Source organism: Prevotella sp. 10(H) (assembly GCF_000711235.1).
In the GTDB taxonomy this organism is placed as follows: domain Bacteria; phylum Bacteroidota; class Bacteroidia; order Bacteroidales; family Dysgonomonadaceae; genus Dysgonomonas.
On sequence record NZ_JOMI01000003.1, the window covers coordinates 419,723 to 437,585 of the forward strand.

13 protein-coding genes are annotated in these 17,863 nt (G+C 39.9%); 9 read left to right on the plus strand and 4 right to left on the minus strand.

What is annotated here, in order from left to right:
• Window positions 1-39: 39 nt before the first annotated feature.
• From K348_RS0107340 to K348_RS0107355, 4 genes are read right to left on the minus strand one after another with little or no spacing between them, the layout of a single operon-like run.
• Complete coding sequence (locus K348_RS0107340; protein WP_029904317.1) at window positions 40-654, minus strand: porin family protein; 615 nt, start codon at window positions 652-654, stop codon at window positions 40-42.
• Window positions 655-685: 31 nt separating this feature from the next.
• Window positions 686-1,558, minus strand: a complete 873-nt coding sequence (locus K348_RS0107345; protein WP_029904318.1) for a TolB family protein — start codon at window positions 1,556-1,558, stop codon at window positions 686-688.
• A gap of 32 nt (window positions 1,559-1,590) precedes the next feature.
• Window positions 1,591-1,839 (minus strand): hypothetical protein, encoded by a 249-nt coding sequence (locus K348_RS0107350; RefSeq protein ID WP_029904319.1) that lies wholly within the window; start codon window positions 1,837-1,839, stop codon window positions 1,591-1,593.
• A 13-nt stretch (window positions 1,840-1,852) separates the two neighbouring features.
• Window positions 1,853-4,315, minus strand: a complete 2,463-nt coding sequence (locus tag K348_RS0107355; RefSeq protein WP_029904320.1) for an endonuclease MutS2 — start codon at window positions 4,313-4,315, stop codon at window positions 1,853-1,855.
• Between the two features lie 651 nt (window positions 4,316-4,966).
• Between K348_RS0107355 and feoB the strand changes: the two genes are divergently transcribed.
• The 9 genes from feoB to serB all read left to right on the plus strand — a co-directional run bounded on the left by feoB (window position 4,967) and on the right by serB (window position 17,755).
• Complete coding sequence (gene feoB, locus K348_RS0107365; RefSeq protein WP_029904321.1) at window positions 4,967-7,450, plus strand: ferrous iron transport protein B; 2,484 nt, start codon at window positions 4,967-4,969, stop codon at window positions 7,448-7,450.
• 438 nt (window positions 7,451-7,888) lie between these two features.
• Window positions 7,889-11,050, plus strand: coding sequence for a SusC/RagA family TonB-linked outer membrane protein (locus K348_RS0107370; protein WP_029904322.1), 3,162 nt, complete (start codon window positions 7,889-7,891; stop codon window positions 11,048-11,050).
• Window positions 11,051-11,078: 28 nt separating this feature from the next.
• Window positions 11,079-12,554 (plus strand): SusD/RagB family nutrient-binding outer membrane lipoprotein, encoded by a 1,476-nt coding sequence (locus tag K348_RS0107375; protein ID WP_029904323.1) that lies wholly within the window; start codon window positions 11,079-11,081, stop codon window positions 12,552-12,554.
• Window positions 12,555-12,576: 22 nt separating this feature from the next.
• Window positions 12,577-13,383, plus strand: a complete 807-nt coding sequence (locus tag K348_RS0107380; protein ID WP_081852535.1) for a lipid-binding protein — start codon at window positions 12,577-12,579, stop codon at window positions 13,381-13,383.
• A gap of 145 nt (window positions 13,384-13,528) precedes the next feature.
• Window positions 13,529-13,672, plus strand: coding sequence for a FeoB-associated Cys-rich membrane protein (locus tag K348_RS19185; protein ID WP_231496765.1), 144 nt, complete (start codon window positions 13,529-13,531; stop codon window positions 13,670-13,672).
• A 402-nt stretch (window positions 13,673-14,074) separates the two neighbouring features.
• Window positions 14,075-14,704 (plus strand): orotate phosphoribosyltransferase, encoded by a 630-nt coding sequence (gene pyrE / locus K348_RS0107390; RefSeq protein WP_029904325.1) that lies wholly within the window; start codon window positions 14,075-14,077, stop codon window positions 14,702-14,704.
• Window positions 14,705-14,718: 14 nt separating this feature from the next.
• Window positions 14,719-15,159: an SRPBCC family protein gene (locus K348_RS0107395; protein ID WP_029904326.1), complete on the plus strand. Its 441-nt coding sequence runs from the start codon at window positions 14,719-14,721 to the stop codon at window positions 15,157-15,159.
• A 3-nt stretch (window positions 15,160-15,162) separates the two neighbouring features.
• Window positions 15,163-16,503, plus strand: a complete 1,341-nt coding sequence (argH, locus tag K348_RS0107400; protein WP_029904327.1) for an argininosuccinate lyase — start codon at window positions 15,163-15,165, stop codon at window positions 16,501-16,503.
• Window positions 16,504-16,534: 31 nt separating this feature from the next.
• Complete coding sequence (gene serB / locus K348_RS0107405; protein WP_029904328.1) at window positions 16,535-17,755, plus strand: phosphoserine phosphatase SerB; 1,221 nt, start codon at window positions 16,535-16,537, stop codon at window positions 17,753-17,755.
• Window positions 17,756-17,863 lie beyond the last annotated feature (108 nt).

Consider the following 17,863-nt stretch of genomic DNA (forward strand, 5'->3'; position numbering starts at 1 on the left):
CAGAGCGAATCCGTCCTTTCTTTTATGCACTTATCAGTATTATATTATACGGTAACCTATTGTCAGATAGAGGTTATTGTTATAAGAAGAAAACTCGGTTCTGGAATAGTCGATAAGTCCGAAATCATATCCTATATTTAAGAGGCATCTTCTGTATTCTACGCCGACGTTTCCGGATAATCCCATATCGAAGCGTTTGTACGTATTATCAGAGAAGGTATCCACATCGATAGTATTTATCTTTCCCCCGACGCCCAATCCAAAATAAGTACCGAATGACAGATTCATTCTTACATCATCCGATACGGAAAGTCTGTATCCCCCTCTTAAAGGCAGGATGAGATATGACATCTTTGTCTTGGTTTTTTTCGCTATAATCATCCCTGTTACATCGGATATTGCTATATCGCTTTTTGTTCCTTTCGTTGCAAAATCCAATCCCGTTTGGATGAAGAATTTTTTAGGCAGATTGAATTCAACACCCACACCACCTCTGTAGCTGAACAGGGGATCCGTTTTAAGATCTTGCGCATCTATCTCGGAAATACCTACTCCGGCGTGTGCTGTTATTGAAAATGTGAGGTCCTGAGCATAAAGTTGACTTCCTGCGATAATAAGAGAAATGATCAGGAACGCTTTTCTTATTGTTTTCATAACGGTAATTATTAGGTGGTTAATAAGTTACTTATTCTTCTATGGTATAGCTGACAAATGCGAATCGACTGCTGTCGGGCGCCCATGGGTTTACATTAAAACTCCCTTGCCCGCCAAATAGTTCAACCAGAGTTTCGGGTTTACCTCCTGAAGCGGGCATTATTCGTATCTCTACATGCTTGTAGCGCAGATGTTCATGAGGCTCGACATCACCCTTTTTGTAAGCGATATATACAACATGTGTGCCGTCAGGCGACAGATGAGGAAACCACGAGTTACGGTCTTCGTCGAATGTCATTTGGGTTTGTTCGCTTCCATCGGTTTTCATTCGCCATATCTGCATCAGTCCTGTACGCATGGAATTAAACCAGATATATTTCCCGTCAGGGGAATATTCAGGCCCGTCATTCAATCCCTCGGCTGTTGTGAGGCGCATTTCACCTATTCCGTCGATAGATATCGTATATACATCCATTTCACCGTTGCGGTTAGCGCAGTAGGTGAGGTGTTTCCCGTCAGGGCTCCATCCGTGCATGTAGCTGGGTTGCGACGGGGTTAGCTGTTTTGGCTCACCTCCTTCGGCAGGAAGCACAAATATGGTCGGGCGTCCTTCGGGTAAAGAGCGGTGGCTTACGGCTAGCAGTTTTCCGTCGGGGGAAATCAGGTGGTCGTTGTTGCATCTTGTCGCGAAACCTGTATCGATAAGTTCGGATTCACCGAAAGAATCTGTAGAGAGCTTATAAATCAGACCTTCGCTGTTATATACCAGATATTTGCCGTCGGCAGTCCAGTCGGGTGCTTCCATTAGATAGGGGAATTTTTTGACTACCGTGCGTTCACCGGTGATAATATCAAATATTTCGAGGATGCTGGTCACTTTGGATGGTTCTTGTTGTAGGCTCATCTTTTCCGGGCTATTTTGTTCAAAACCTAAAGTTATGATAAATACAGCAGCTTTATTAATAAATAACAAAGAATTATTATCAGAGCATATATTATAGGTGTGGTAATAATAGTGGCTAAGGCTATAAGCAGTTTGTTAGGTTTATGCGGTTTTGCTCTTTCTCTGAATACACGCCAGCATATAAACCATACAGGTATGGCAATTACCAGCAGGGCTATAATAGTGCCATAACCGAAACTTAAAGACAATATTCCTCCGTCAGGGTCTATGTTTATATCCATAATACCTGTTTGTTTAGTCTAAATCGACAACTGTAATTCCCGTTCCGCCAAATTGCACATGCTCATCCTGATAATTCCGTACACCGGGAACTGTACGAAGATAGTCGCGTATGATCTGCCGCAATGCTCCTGTTCCTGTCCCGTGCAGAATACGCACACGCGACATTCCTACTAAGATAGCATCGTCAATGAAATACATCACCGCCTGTAAAGCCTCGTCGCCACGCATCCCGCGCACATCGATGTCCTGTTTGAAGTTGAGTTTCTTCTCGCGTACATCGTCGCTCGCAGCTGCGCTAACGCGGGTGCTTTTAGTTTCGCGTTTTATCTGGTTCCTGCTCACATATTCCAAGGTCGCCAATTTAGCAGTTGATTTTATCATACCGAAAGCTACCGTTGCATTGCCTTTTTGTATATCCAATACTTCACCTACAGAAGTTTGCCCTTTGATGCGGACATTATCTCCGATAGATATTTCAGGTTGTTTTGCCTTTTCAGGAGTTTTCTCTTTCTGCTTTTTGTTCTTCTCTTTGTCTTTTAGCTTCTGTATCTTGCGGGCAATTTTATCATCCGTTTGATTGGCTTCGTTTTCCAATCCGGCTTTGAATTCACTTAAAGACTGTCGAGCCAGCTTGGTCTTTTCCTTATCGGCCTGTGCTTCGCGGATAGTCCGTATCGTATTTTCTATCTTGGCATTAGCTTCTGCAAGAATGCGTTCGGCATCCGCTTTTGCTTGCTTAAGGATTTCTTTTCGTTGCTTACCAACTTCCAGTAGGTCGGTTTCGTATGTTTCGGTAATTTCTTCGAGGCGTTTTTCTTTTTGGCGGATATTCTGCCTTTTGCTTTCCCAATAACGTTTATCGCGGACGATATCCTGCAGATATTTATCCATATTGATATAATCGCTGCCTACTATTTCGGAAGCATCCGCAATGACATCTTCCGGTAAGCCGATTTTACGTGCAATTTCTATCGCAAACGAACTTCCCGGATTTCCGATGGAAAGGGTAAATAGCGGTTGCATCAGATGGCGGTCGTAAAGCATGGCACCATTGATAACACCTTTGTTTTCATTCGCAAAATGTTTCAGATTCTGATAATGGGTAGTAATAACGCCGAAAGCTCCTTTTTCGTTGAAGCGTTTCAATAGTGATTCGGCTATCGCTCCTCCGATCTGAGGTTCCGTTCCTCCTCCGAATTCGTCGATCAGCAGGATGGTTTTTTTATCGCAGTTCCTGACAAAGAACTTCATATTTGTCAAGTGGGAACTATATGTACTCAGGTCGTTTTCGATAGATTGCTCATCACCTATGTCGATAAATATCTTATCGAAGATGCCGACTTTCGAATTCTCGTCTAATGGGATAGGCATGCCGCATTGCACCATATATTGCAGCAATCCGACCGTTTTCAGACATACAGATTTTCCTCCGGCATTCGGCCCGGATATGATCAACAGGCGGTTGTCTTCTTCCAACTCGATATCGAGAGGCACAATCTGCTTATTCTGCTTGCGATGAGAAATAAACAGGAGCGGATGCTTTGCCCTGTACCAACGTATCAGCTGTTTGTCTTCGAGCGACGGCTTTATAGCATTGATATCGATAGAGAAAGTGGCTTTAGCCCTTATAAAGTCTATCGTAGCTAGGAATTCATAGGATTGCAATATTTCCGGTACCAGTGGACGTAGAATATCTGTAAAAGCAATAAGTATTTTGACTATCTCGCGCCGTTCTTCGCTTTCCAACTCACGAATATGATTATTTGCTTCCACAACTTCGGCAGGCTCGATGAAAACTGTTTTACCAGATGCCGATTCGTCATGTACTATACCCTTTATTTTCCGCTTAAATGCTGGTGCAACAGGAATGACAAGCCTTCCGTCGCGCATAGTCGGACTTACATCTTTTTCTACCAGCCCTTCACTTTGTGCCATGCGCAGGATAGCATTCAGGCTTTTGGATATGCCGCCCGATACACGGGCTATTTCTCTGCGTATACGGCTGAGTTCGGGTGATGCATTATCTTTTATCCGACCAAACTTATCGAGTATAGCATCAATTTTTGTTATGAGCTGAGGAAATACAGCGACTTCGCCCGCCAACCTGTAAAGGTGCGGATATGGCGTATTGTCTTCATCTTCCTTTTTCAGGAAAGAGACTATGTCGCGGATTGTCTGCAAGGAACGTCTGAGATCGAAGAGAACCGGCTCGTCTATCCATGTACCTACTACTTTGATACCGCGCAATGAAGGACGTACATCGAGGAAATAATTTACAGGGAAATTATCTTCCTCCTGTGTGATGCGGATGAATTCCTCTGTCTGTGAAAGACTTTCAATAATATATAAATAGTCGGAAGAAAAAACCATATCTTCCACTTTTTCTTCTCCGAGCGGGCTCAGGCATCGCGCCGAAAGCAACTCACGTATTTTGTCGAATCCTATTTTCGATTCGAAATTTTCAGGATAAATCACTCTGTATTTGTTTTAGAATGCAAAGATAATGATTTGAACGACACATGTGAGGAATTGTTTTTTAGAAATATAGGCTTAAAAATTTGTCAGATTAAAACAAAATTGTAATTTTACCGCTGGAAGAAATATCAATTGACGTAAAGTGGTTGATTATTTTGTATTTAATTAAAAATATACTGTATCAAACTAAACATTATTAACATCCTTAGCGAATAAATTTGCCCGAAAATAAGATGTGTATCTTTCTACAAAATTACTAAAGTACTATTTGAATTGTATCTGTAACCAGATATTGTGATTTTGTTGTGCGAAGCGGGCTCTGAGGATGTTGTTGATAATTTTAGGAAAAGATAGTTGATATAATTGTATACAAAACCAATGCGGCAGAGAAACAATCGGATATATTGGGCATTTATTACTCCGACGATGGTTTTATTCTAAAGATATAATTTCTTGTTTTTGCTTGTGAAAGTAGTTACATGAAATCCAGCCATTGAAGTATAACCTCTAATGCATTGGTTTTTGTTATGTCTATACCTCCCGTTTTTTTATCCTTTTTTATATTCATTCTAAATAATAAGTGCGAAAAATTTCTTCTGTGTGCTAAAAAATACGCATCTTTGTATCCCTAATTAATTAGAATATTGCTGTATGTTTTTATCTGATCTTAAGACAGGAGAGAAAGGTGTAATAGTCCGTGTAAACGGTAGCGGAGCTTTCCGCAAACGTATTCTCGAAATGGGATTTATAAAAGGAAAGACCATAAAAGTAATACTGAATGCCCCACTTAAAGATCCTATCAAATATAAAATAATGGATTATGAAGTTTCGCTTCGCCGCAGTGAAGCCAGACTTATAGAAGTGGTATATTCCGATCCTGCTACAGAGATAGATTTGCCTGACGAATCCCATTATGATCGGGAATCACCGAAAGAAACAATAACAGAAGAACAATCACCGGCGCACAAAAATCATACGAATAATAAAAAAATCATTACAGTTGCATTGGTCGGGAATCCGAATGCAGGAAAAACATCCTTGTTTAATATTGCATCGGGAGCCCATGAGCATGTCGGTAATTATGGAGGGGTAACTGTAGATTCGAAAGAAGGGCGCTTTAAGCACAACGGATATACTTTCCAGATTGTTGACTTGCCAGGTACCTATTCATTGTCGGCATATACACCGGAAGAACTTTTTGTGAGGCGACATATCGTTGAAGACAGGCCGGATGTGATAATAAACATAGTGGCAGCTTCGAATTTAGAACGTAACCTTTACCTGACAACGGAACTGATAGATATGGAAGTTCCGGTAGTGATGGCCCTGAATATGTATGACGAGTTGAAAGACAGCGGAAGTGAATTCGATTATCAGCGGCTGTCTAAAATGATCGGTATACCGATGGTACCCACTGTAGCTAAGACAGGGGCGGGAATAGACGAACTTTTCGATACAGTCATACGTATGTATGAAGATCGCGAGCCTGTTGTGCGCCATGTAAATATTTATTATGGCAACACAATCGAGAATTCAATCAGTAAACTGAATATACAACTTGAGAAAGATAAAGACCAGCAACTCGTTTTCCCAAGACGTTATATTTCTGTCAAATTAATTGAGAAAGACAAGGATATTGAGTCTTATGTTTCTACTTTCCCTAATAATAAGGAATTGTTTGAAACAAGAGATACGGAAATAGAATATATTGAAGAAACGCTTAACGAAGATACTGAATCTGCATTAACAAATGCCCGTTACGGATTTATAGCCGGAGGACTGAAAGAAACTCTGAAAGAGAAAACAAATGAATCGGATATAACACGCGTAATAGATTCTATCGTTACAAATAAATATGTGGGCTTCCCTATATTTTTCTTTTTCATGTGGATCATGTTCGAGTGTACATTCCGCTTTGGCGAATATCCGAAGGAATGGATCGAGAGTGGGGTAGGGCTTTTGGGTGATTTTGTACGGGGAGCAATGTCGGAAGGAATGCTCAAAGATCTAATTGTGGATGGTGTTATCGGAGGGGTAGGAGGTGTTATAGTTTTCTTACCTAATATACTTATATTATATGCATTCATTTCATTTATGGAAGATTCGGGCTATATGGCCCGTGCCGCATTTATAATGGATAAGGTGATGCATAAGATGGGATTGCATGGTAAATCCTTTATCCCGTTGGTAATGGGATTCGGTTGTAATGTGCCTGCTATAATGGCTACGCGCACTATCGAAAGCCGGAATAGCCGTATGATTACGATGCTGATCAATCCGTTTATGTCATGCAGCGCACGTTTACCTGTGTATCTGCTTTTTGTCGGAGTATTTTTTGAGTCATATGCAAGCTTTGTGCTTTTCGGGCTTTACTTTACAGGGATCCTGATTGCGGTTATATCAGCCCGGTTATTCAAGAGGTTTTTGTTTCCTAAAGAGGATACGCCATTCGTTATGGAGTTGCCGCCTTATCGTATGCCTACACTGCGTGCGGTGACGATACATATGTGGGATAAGTCACGTCAATATTTGCGTAAGATGGGAGGGGTGATACTTATTGCATCTATCATTATCTGGTTTCTGGGCTATTTTCCGATGAATAATGAAAAGAATGAATCCTTTAATCAGCAAATAGCGCAAATTGAATCGCAGTATGAAAGCAAAATAATAAGTGAAGAGCAAAGAACGGGACAAATAGAAGAAATAGAAGAGCAGCGCAATATAACACATCAGGAAGATTCCTATATCGGACGTATAGGTAAAACCATCGAACCTGTAATGCGTCCTTTGGGCTTCGACTGGAAAATAAGTGTCAGTTTGCTTTCGGGTATGGCAGCTAAAGAAGTGGTAGTAAGCACGCTCGGAGTATTGTATACCGGAAATTCCGAAAATCAGGAATCATTGGAAACACGTTTAACTGCAGAAACAAACGCAGATGGAACACCTCTCTTTACACCATTGGTAGTTGTCAGTTTGTTACTTTTTGTATTAATTTACTTTCCTTGTGTCGCCACTATTGCTGCAATTAAAGAAGAATCGGGCTCATGGAAATGGGGGATATTCAGTATCATTTATACTACCTTGTTAGCATGGGTTGTTTCATTTTTAGTTTATCAAATTGGAAATATTCTTTAATCTTTTTATTTTTTATTTCATATTGATACATAATTAAAGGTTTATATATGTTAATATCAAAAAGGGTAACTTGTGTTATCCTTTTTTTGTTTATGCGAAAACGAGAAGCAAAAGTGTTAAAATGGAGATTTTAGATATATAATATCGGTTCTTTTTCAACATGTAATAAGTTCTTAATGGCATATTATCTTTCAAAATGTAATTGTTGAAATCAAAATTAACATATTTTTCCTATTTTTCCAAATTAGTTATCCTCAATTCATTGCATATTGTCATATTTTATATAATTTAATTCAAAATTTTTTTTTTCGTGAAAAATGCCTAAATTTGCAAGTCAAAAATCAAACTGATGCTAAATTGCCCAATAAAGTGTTAATTTGTTAAATTGATAGTATTAGATTAAATAAGTTGTTTTAATTTTAATAAAGTAGTGTTTGTATGAAGAAAAGAGTGATGTTAATTCTATCCTGCTTATTTCTAAGCATAGGATTTATCGTAGCACAAACAACTAGAATTTCCGGTGTTGTCGTTGACAATAACGGAGAGCCTGTTATTAGTGCTTCTGTAGTGGTGAAAGGGACTACAGTCGGTACTGTTACCGGTCTGGATGGAGAATTCTCTATTAACGTACCTAGTGGAAACAATACATTGGTGTTTACACTGGTAGGTATGAAACCTGTTGAAGCAAAGCCTGTGCAAGGTATGAAGGTTGTAATGGAGAACGACGAGCAGATATTGGCAGATGTTGTAGTTACCGCATTAGGTATCTCAAGAGATGCTAAAGCTTTGGGTTATGGATCAACAACCATAAAAAATGATGAAATAACTGCTGCCAAGTCCGGATCATTGATGTCTGGTCTGGTTGGTAAAGTAGCGGGTGTAAATATATCTACAACCGGGGCTACAGGTACATCCCAGAAAGTAATTGTACGAGGATTTTCATCTTTTTCTGAAAATCAGCCTTTGTATATTGTAGATGGTGTGCCTATTCAGAATACTTTTTCTGGAAATAAGGATACAAATAATTCTGTTGACTTTGGTAACCTTGCAGGTGATATTAACCCGGATGATGTTGAATCTGTAACAGTGCTTAAAGGTGCATCGGCAACTGCCTTGTACGGTACACGTGCAGCTAGTGGGGTTATTATGATTACCACTAAAAAAGCACAGAAAAATCAAAAGCCGACTATTACTTATTCAGGTACATTCTCTGCTTCGAATGTATTGCGTGCTCCTCAGACACAGGATATGTTCGGTCAGGGTTGGCCATTATGGGATAATGCAGAGAACGGTTCATGGGGACCTAAACTCGATGGCAGAATGCATGAGTGGGGTGCCGGTATCAATGGCGTTTTGAGAGAAAAGCCTTTCACATATGTAAAAGATAATGTGAAGAAATTTTATGAAACAGGTTTTGAAATGAATAATAATATTTCTTATGCAGCCAGTGGGGAGCATACAGGTATTATGATTTCTTACGGAAACCTGACGTCTGATGGCATTATCCCGTCTAATGCAGATAAATATACGCGTAATACAATTTCGTTCAGAGGTAATACTGTATATGACAAATTAAACCTAAGTTACAATATAAATTATTCGCGCAAGCATATCAAAGCGGTATCTGCAGGACAGGGTAGTGATGGAGCAGCATTATTTCAGGAAGTTTTACAAAATCCTGTAGATATTAACTTGCAAGATCTGAAAGATTTGAATAATCCGTATAACAGCCCTGATAATTATTATACATGGTATGCTGAAAATCCGTATTGGGTTATTGCAAATAATGGCAATGAATATACAGACAACCATACATACGGAAATATCGATGTCAGCTATGAACTCATTCCGGGATTGAAAGCAATCGGCCGTTTAGGAGGTGACTTTAATGATTCACGTCGTAAGGCATGGAATGGTGTAGCCCGTTTTGCTCCGGGTTCTTACAGTTATGGACACAAATCGAATGCCGAAGGTTCTTATCTTGAACATAATGAGTCAAGGACACAGTTGGAAGCAACAGGTTTACTGGATGCCAATTATACTCTCAGTGAGGACTTTAGTCTATCAGGTATGGTGGGATGGAACTATAACTACAGAGATCTGAACCTCATCGATTCATATTTGTATGGTTTGAACGTACCGGGATGGTATAGTCTGGAAAACGGTAGTACCGATCCTGCAACATATTCCCGAAAATATCAACGACGTTTGTACGGAGCATTAGCTCAGGCTGAATTAGGATATAGAAATTACTTGTATTTGACATTGTCAGGACGTAATGACTGGTCATCTACATTACCGAAAGATAACCGTAGTTTCTTTTATTGGGGGGCAAATGCCAGCCTCATCGTAACAGATATGGTTCCTTCTATAAAGAATGATATATTGAATTATCTCAAGGTTAGACTTGCTTATGGTAAGACCGGTAAGGATGCTAACTGGTATCTGATTTCAAATGAATATCAACCGACAAAGATTATTCTTGGTTTTGGTAACCTGAATTTTCCATTAAACGGAGTGCCGGGACTTACAATGGGTAATACCCGTGGTAATGATAATCTGAAACCAGAAATTACCCGTGAAGCAGAATTTGGATTCGACCTGCGTCTGTTCGATAGCCGTCTGACAGTAGATTTTGCATATTATGACAGAAATACCAAAGATCAGATTATCGCTGCTACACAGCCTTTCGAAACCGGATATAGTTTATATACCCGAAATGTAGGGGAAATACAAAACCGTGGAGTTGAAGTATCCTTAGGGATAGTACCTGTCCGCACAAAAGACTGGAACTGGAACCTTGGTGTTACTTTTGCTAAGAACAATAGCGAGGTGAAAAAACTTTGGGAGGTTGACGGTAAAAAGATTAATGAATATGTTCTTACATCTGCATATCAAGTAGACTTTGTAGCCGAAGTAGGAAAACCTTTGGGAGTATTTAAAGTGCCGAAAGTACAACGTTCCGAAGACGGAAGAATTGTAGTAAGCAGTAGTTCTGGTTTACCGTTGATCGTAAGTGGAGAAAAAGAAGAGGTAGGAACATCTGCTCCGGATTTTACAATGGGTTTTGTAAACCGTGTAACATGGAAAAATCTGACATTCGGTGCCGTAATAGACTGGAGAAGCGGAGGCGAATTCTGGAGTAATACAGCTGAAATGATGACATGGAACGGTAATGCTACCGCAACAATGTATAACGAGCGTCAGCCGTTTGTAGTGCCGAATTCGGTAAAACTTGTTGGTGGCAAATATGTCGATAATGATGTGCCGGTTACCTGGGAAAATACATATGCCTATTATAATCACTCAAGTAACTATTATATGTACAGGGATTTCATATTGCCAAAAGGATATGTGAAATTGAGAGAGGTAAGCCTTACATATAATTTCCCTAAAAATCTTATATCGAAACTTGGAATAGTAAAAGAACTTGAAGTAGCCGTTATAGGACGTAACCTTCTGATGTGGACACCAAAGGCAAATAATTTCGTAGACCCTGAAGCTACAAACTATGGTAATGATATTACTTCAGAATTAGGTGAGTTTACTGCAGCTCCTACAACCAGAAGTATTGGTGGAAGCATCAAAGTTACTTTCTAAGTGTATACAACTAAAAATAATAAGAAAAATGAAGAAACTTATATATAAATACCTAATCGCTGCTTCTCTGATATTTTCAGCAACATCCTGCGATTTGGATATAAATGAAAATCCGAATTTTCCGAAAGATGCAGATCCTTCGATGCTGTTATCTTCGGCAATGGCCTGGTCGGTTTCTGCTTTTGGAGTAGAAACACAGATCACAACTAGCATGTGGGCTCAGTATTATGCTCAGAATAATGCATCGAACCAGTATACAAATTATGATAGGTATAATATTTCCAATACATCTTTTAATAGACTGTGGCAGCACGAATATGCAGGTGCATTGCAAGACTTATATCTTGCGCGTTCTAAGTCAGAAGCTCAGTCGGAATGGCAATACTGGATTACTTCACAGGTATTGATAGCTTTCGACTATCATATTCTTAACGATTTATTTGGTACTATACCTTTCACTCAGGCTGTAGATTTCGATAATCATCCTGCGCCAAAATATGACGACAGCAAGACTGTAAATGCCGGAATAATAGCCATATTAGATGCAGCTATAGCAAAACAGGCAGATGCAGCCGATAAATCTTCTATGGGAAGTAATGATTTAATCTATGCTGGTAATATCGATAGATGGGTTGAATTTGCGAAAACACTGAAACTCAAAATCCTTATGCGTGATTTCGAGACAAATAAAAATGAAATCCAGGCTTTGCTCACAGCAGGCGGTTTACTTACTGCTGATGCAAGTGTTAAAGGTTTTGAGGACAAAGAAAACAAATCGAATCCGTTGTATGAATTCGACCGCCGTAAACTGAATACACAGGAAAATATTAAAGCGAGTGCAACTATGATAACTTTCCTCAAGGAATATAATGATCCGCGTATCGAAGCATATTATGAACCGAACCAAAGCGGTGAGTATCAAGGTTTACCTCAGGGGGGATATAACATAACGCAGAAAGTTATTCCATCTGCATCGCTTTCGAGAGCACGTCTGGCAGCAACTGATCCTGTATATCTTATGTCGGTAGCTGAGAGCCATTTCTTGCAGGCAGAAGCTTATGCCCGTCTTGCGAATGAAGCTGGTGCTAAAGCGTCTTATGAGGCCGGAGTAACTGCGGCATTCGATCGTTGGGGATATGATGCTTCAAGCTTTATTGCAGCAGGTGGTGCCTACGAGTTTAAAGATACAGATCTGGAAACAATGATTAAATGTATCATTACTCAGAAATGGGTAGCTGCAGTTCGTTGCCAGGGATTTGATGCTTTCTTCGACATCAACCGTACAGGATATCCAAAACTGGGTACAGAATATACAGTTGTACAGGATCTTTGGACTCTGCCAAATGCAAATTATGTTGTGGGTGAACTTACACCAAGTGCCACTTCGGTATTGGGCAAAGGTGAATACCCAAAGAGATTTATATTACCAAAGAATTCCACTGATAATAATCCGAATGCTCCGGCAGTTATAAATATAACTGAAAAAATGTGGTGGCATAAATAAACAATAAATAAATATACTGATTATGAAAATTTATAAAATATGTTTGTTACTTTTTTGCATAACTGCAGCTTTCTCTTCATGTGAAACATATGGAGATGCCGACGTAGATCACTCATCGGTCTTTCCTCTGGCAGGAGAATGGGTTGTGCAATTGAAAGATGTAGCTACAGGAGAAATATTCAATGTGCCTACAGTAAGAGATGATAGATTAAATATATACACATATAATACATCAAAAGAAAGTACAACTCAGATGTGGTTGAGGATTGGCGGTGTTTCAGTTAGCAGCACAAGTCCTTATGTCTCTTTTGCAGTGAAAGGTATTGTAGATATTGATTTAGCAAATAAAACATTCAATGTAAAAGACGCAACTAATGATTTTTACACAGATGGTAAAAAGTTTAGTATCTCTGAAGGTAAAGTAGTTCTAGACGGAACCACAACGGCATCTGGAGGAAAAGCCGATTTTATTTCTTTCAAGCTGACTTCAGACCTGCATCCAAACCTGACGTATGAAGTGTTCGGTTACAGAAGAACTGGTTGGGCGGAAGATGAGCCTAATCCGGCAAATACTATTTCATTGTCTCAAACAACTGCCTCGTTAGCTGTAGGAGAGAAAGTTACTATAGATATTAGGAGAGGAAACGGTCAATACACAATTACATCAGATGATCCGACTATAGCAACTGCTGTTATAGATAGTGAAATAGATGATGATAATGTATATCCGGGCAAGCTAACTATCACTGCTCATAAGGCAGGTGGTACCAAAGTAGTGCTTACAGATTATGAAGGCCGCTCTGAAAATATTGTTGTAGCTGTACAATAAAAAACATACATAATTTAGAAAAAACCTCCGGACTGATGTCTTGGAGGTTTTTCATTTCTTTTAACCGCAATTAACGCTATGTTCCCGATTTCTTATGTAACTTTGATATCAGAAAAGGAGGAACTATAATATGTTTCAGGAAATAATGGTGGGATTGATTGGTTTGGTAGTAGCCACATTGGTTATTTACAAAATTTACGGATTTTTCTTTTCCAAAAATGAACAAAAGAGAAGCTGCGGATGTTCAAATTGCGGATGTAGCACAAAACATAAGTCAGTTAAATATTAAAATATTTGTTGCATATTCAGATAATTCTGTATATATTTGATATAAATATTTACTGAGAGCAAGTTTAAGTCGTGTTGGTCGATTGGGAAGCTCATCAATTAATAAAATATCCGAGACACGCGTTTGTTTCTAATGGCGGGCCACACCTCCGGGTTGCATAGCACAGTGGATTACAAAGGAATCAAAGCACTCAAATCCTGTTTTATGGAGTTTCGGCTATATCCACCAATACGACTTTTATATACAAAGGGGATTACTTCACAAAGTGATTCCCTTTGATTTTGTATTGGTCTTTTCTCTTTTATTCACATTTTCTTTCCCCTCTCTTTTATTTAATTATACCTATTTAATTGTATATTTGTAACCGAATATATTGATTGTTATTATTTAGAAAAGATAAAAATGAACACTTTAGAAAAACTGACAGCTGAGAAGCTTCTTAGTATCAGAGCCATCAAACTGCAGCCGTCTAACCCTTTCACATGGGCGTCGGGATGGAAATCACCCATCTATTGCGATAACCGGAAACTGATATCCTATCCCAAAATACGTACATTTATAAAGATAGAATTATCACGTCTTATTATAGAAAATTTTACAGATGTAGATGCTATTGCCGGAGTGGCTACAGGTGCTATTGCGCCGGGTGCATTGGTTGCCGATGCATTAGGCTTGCCTTTTGTATACATCCGCGCGACACCGAAAGATCACGGTTTGGAAAATCTGATTGAAGGAGAACTTAAGCCGGGAAGTAAAGTGGTCGTTGTAGAAGATTTAGTTTCGACTGGTTCCAGCAGTCTAAAAGCAGTAGAAGCAATCCGCAGGGATAGTTCTGAAGTTATAGGTATGGTGGCCAATTTTACATACGGTTTCCCTATAGCTACTGAGAAATTCAAAGCTGCCGACGTTAAATTATTAACATTGACTAATTACGATGCCGTCCTCGATGAAGCATTACGTATCGATTATATAGCAGAATCTGATCTGGAAACATTGCAGGAATGGCGTAAAGCTCCTGCAGATTGGAAATAAACTAATAAGTGCCCATGACAGAATTTGTTAGTGAAGTAAAAACTATTCCGCATTCGGATGCGGATGTATATGCCGTGCTTTCCGATTTGAATAATTTGGAATTGGCCAAAGGAATTATCCCGGAAGATAAAATTAAAGATTTTACCTTCGATACCGATTCATGTACCGTTTCGGTTGATCCGGTAGGTAAGATCCGTTTTGTAGTAATAGAGCGCGAACCTAATAAGACAATTAAGTTTGAGGCAGAGCAATTACCATTCGGTGTCAATATGTGGATACAACTGGTATCGAAAGGCGAAGCCGAAACAAAGATGAAACTGACAATCAAGGCAGACCTCAATCCGTTTATCAAGCCGATGGTGGGTAAACCCTTGCAGGCCGGACTCGATAAAGTTGCAGAAGGATTAGCGGGATTGCCATACGATAAAATTTTGAATAAAGGAACTATAGAATAGCCGATGAAACTTTGGGAAAAAAGTGTTCAGGTAAATAAAGACGTAGAATCTTATACAGTAGGGAAAGACCGTGAGATGGACTTGTATCTCGCTCCCTATGACGTATTGGGTTCTATGGCCCATATCACGATGCTCGAATCGATAGGGCTGCTGACAAAAGAAGAGCTAAATATCCTTCTGAAAGAACTGAAAGAAATATATAAGGTGACTGTCAGTGGCAAATTCGAGATAGAAGAAGGGATCGAAGATGTACATTCGCAGGTAGAACTGATGCTTACCCGCAAACTTGGCGATGTAGGCAAAAAAATTCATAGCGGACGTTCGCGTAACGATCAGGTACTGGTCGATTTGAAACTATTTACCCGCGATCAGATACATGTACTTGTGGATACTGTATCTAAATTGATCGATGTCCTTCTATCTCAGAGCGAGAAGTACAAAGATGTACTTATGCCCGGCTATACTCACTTGCAGATAGCTATGCCGTCTTCGTTCGGTTTATGGTTCGGAGCGTATGCCGAAAGCCTTGTGGATGATTTGCAGCTATTGCTGGCAGCATACAAGGTTTGTAACCGTAACCCGTTGGGTTCGGCTGCCGGATATGGCTCGTCATTTCCGCTCGATAGGCAAATGACTACCGATCTGCTGGGTTTCGACTCAATGGATTATAATGTAGTTTATGCCCAGATGGGACGCGGAAAGATGGAGCGTGTAGTTGCCTTTGCTATTGCAGGAATTGCAGGAACATTATCCAAACTTTCTTATGATGCATGCCTCTATAATAGCCAGAACTTCGGATTTATTAAACTTGCCGACGAATATACTACCGGATCGAGCATAATGCCTCACAAGAAAAATCCTGATGTTTTCGAACTGACACGTGCCAAATGTAATAAACTGCAGGCATTGCCGAATGATATAACATTAATCATTAATAATCTGCCTTCGGGTTATTTCCGTGATTTGCAGATAATCAAGGAATTATTTATTCCTTCGTTTGAAGAGATGGACGACTGCCTGAATATGGTAACACGTATGATGGCAGAAGTGAAAATAAATGAGCACATTCTTGACGATCCTAAGTATATGCTGATATTCAGTGTCGAAGAAGTTAACCGCCTTGTACTACAGGGAGTACCGTTCCGCGATGCATATAAACAGGTGGGACTGGATATAGAAAAAGGTAACTTTGTTCACGATAAAAAGGTGCATCATACGCATCAGGGAAGTATAGGAAATCTTTACAATGATCATATAGATCTGCTCAGGCAGCAAATTATAGGACAATTTAATTTCGATAAAGTAATGCGAGCCCAGAATGCATTACTCGATTCTGTTTATTAACCTTCATATTATAGAAACAAGTTCTCTTTGTATGGAAGATTCAGAAATAATACTAGCCAGTCTGTCCGGAGAGGACAAGCCGGGTGTAACTGCGGCACTTACCGCAGTGTTGGCAAAGCATAATGCCAATATTCTTGACCTTGGACAAGCAAATATACATCACTCATTGTCGCTGGCAATAATGTTCGAGGCAACCAATGCCGGAGAAGTAATCAAAGACCTGTTGTTTAAGGCGACGGAAGTAGGGGTGATCATCCGCTTTTCACCTATCAGCAAAGAAGAGTATATGCGTTGGGTTTGCCTGCAGGGGACAAAGAACCGCTATATTGTTACCATGCTCGGTCGCACTTTAAAGCCCAGCCAGATATCGGCCGTTGCGGAAATCAGCCAGAAGTATAAACTGAATATAGAAAAAATAATACGCCTCACCGGGCGTGTGCCCTTGGAAGCAGAAGAACGTCCGAGCCGTTCGTGTATAGAGTTATCGATCAGGGGAACTGTAGACGATGTGCAGCAATTGAAGCACGACTTCATGAAAATGGCTGACGAACAGTGTATAGATATAGCTTTTCAGGTAGAAAGCATGTATCGCCGTATGCGTCGCCTTGTCTGCTTCGATATGGATTCTACGCTGATTCAGACGGAGGTAATCGATGAACTGGCAGAACGCGCCGGAGTAGGAGAGGAAGTAAAAGCTATTACCGAATCGGCTATGCGTGGAGAAATCGATTTTTCGGAAAGCTTCAAAAAGCGTGTAAGCCTCTTGAAAGGCCTTGATGAATCGGTAATGAAAGAGATCGCAGAAAATCTGCCGATAACAGAGGGCATGACACGCCTTATCCGCATATTAAAAAAGAGTGGTTGTAAGCTCGCTATCCTTTCGGGTGGATTTACATATTTCGGTAATTATCTGAAAGATAAATATGGCTTCGATTACGTATATGCCAATGAGCTCGAAATCGTAGACGGAAAGCTTACCGGAAACTATATAGGAGATATTGTCGACGGTAAACGCAAGGCCGAACTGCTGCGCTTGCTTGCTCAGGTAGAAAAAGTAGATATGCGTCAGACCGTAGCAGTAGGTGACGGGGCCAACGACCTGCCTATGCTGGGAATAGCCGGTCTCGGTATTGCTTTCCATGCCAAGCCCAAAGTAAAAGCAAATGCTAAGCAATCATTATCGACAGTGGGATTGGATGGTATCCTTTACTTTTTGGGATATCGCGATTCTATGCTGGTCGGTGAAGAATGATATAAATTTCGTGAACAACCGCCTATTATTAAGATTCAATAATAGGCGGTTATTTTATTAATAAATAAATATCGTAAAACGTTAGTATATACTCGGTTTAATATCTTA

Excerpts from the sequence above, each read along its gene's own strand:
- K348_RS0107380 (WP_081852535.1), top strand. The coding sequence starts at position 12,577 with ATGAAAATTTATAAAATATGTTTGTTACTTTTTTGCATAACTGCAGCT.
- K348_RS0107345 (WP_029904318.1), bottom strand. The coding sequence starts at position 1,558 with ATGAGCCTACAACAAGAACCATCCAAAGTGACCAGCATCCTCGAAATA.
- K348_RS0107370 (WP_029904322.1), top strand. The coding sequence starts at position 7,889 with ATGAAGAAAAGAGTGATGTTAATTCTATCCTGCTTATTTCTAAGCATA.
- argH (WP_029904327.1), top strand. The coding sequence starts at position 15,163 with ATGAAACTTTGGGAAAAAAGTGTTCAGGTAAATAAAGACGTAGAATCT.
- serB (WP_029904328.1), top strand. The coding sequence starts at position 16,535 with ATGGAAGATTCAGAAATAATACTAGCCAGTCTGTCCGGAGAGGACAAG.
- feoB (WP_029904321.1), top strand. The coding sequence starts at position 4,967 with ATGTTTTTATCTGATCTTAAGACAGGAGAGAAAGGTGTAATAGTCCGT.
- pyrE (WP_029904325.1), top strand. The coding sequence starts at position 14,075 with ATGAACACTTTAGAAAAACTGACAGCTGAGAAGCTTCTTAGTATCAGA.
- K348_RS19185 (WP_231496765.1), top strand. The coding sequence starts at position 13,529 with ATGGTGGGATTGATTGGTTTGGTAGTAGCCACATTGGTTATTTACAAA.
- K348_RS0107340 (WP_029904317.1), bottom strand. The coding sequence starts at position 654 with ATGAAAACAATAAGAAAAGCGTTCCTGATCATTTCTCTTATTATCGCA.
- K348_RS0107375 (WP_029904323.1), top strand. The coding sequence starts at position 11,079 with ATGAAGAAACTTATATATAAATACCTAATCGCTGCTTCTCTGATATTT.
- K348_RS0107395 (WP_029904326.1), top strand. The coding sequence starts at position 14,719 with ATGACAGAATTTGTTAGTGAAGTAAAAACTATTCCGCATTCGGATGCG.
- K348_RS0107350 (WP_029904319.1), bottom strand. The coding sequence starts at position 1,839 with ATGGATATAAACATAGACCCTGACGGAGGAATATTGTCTTTAAGTTTC.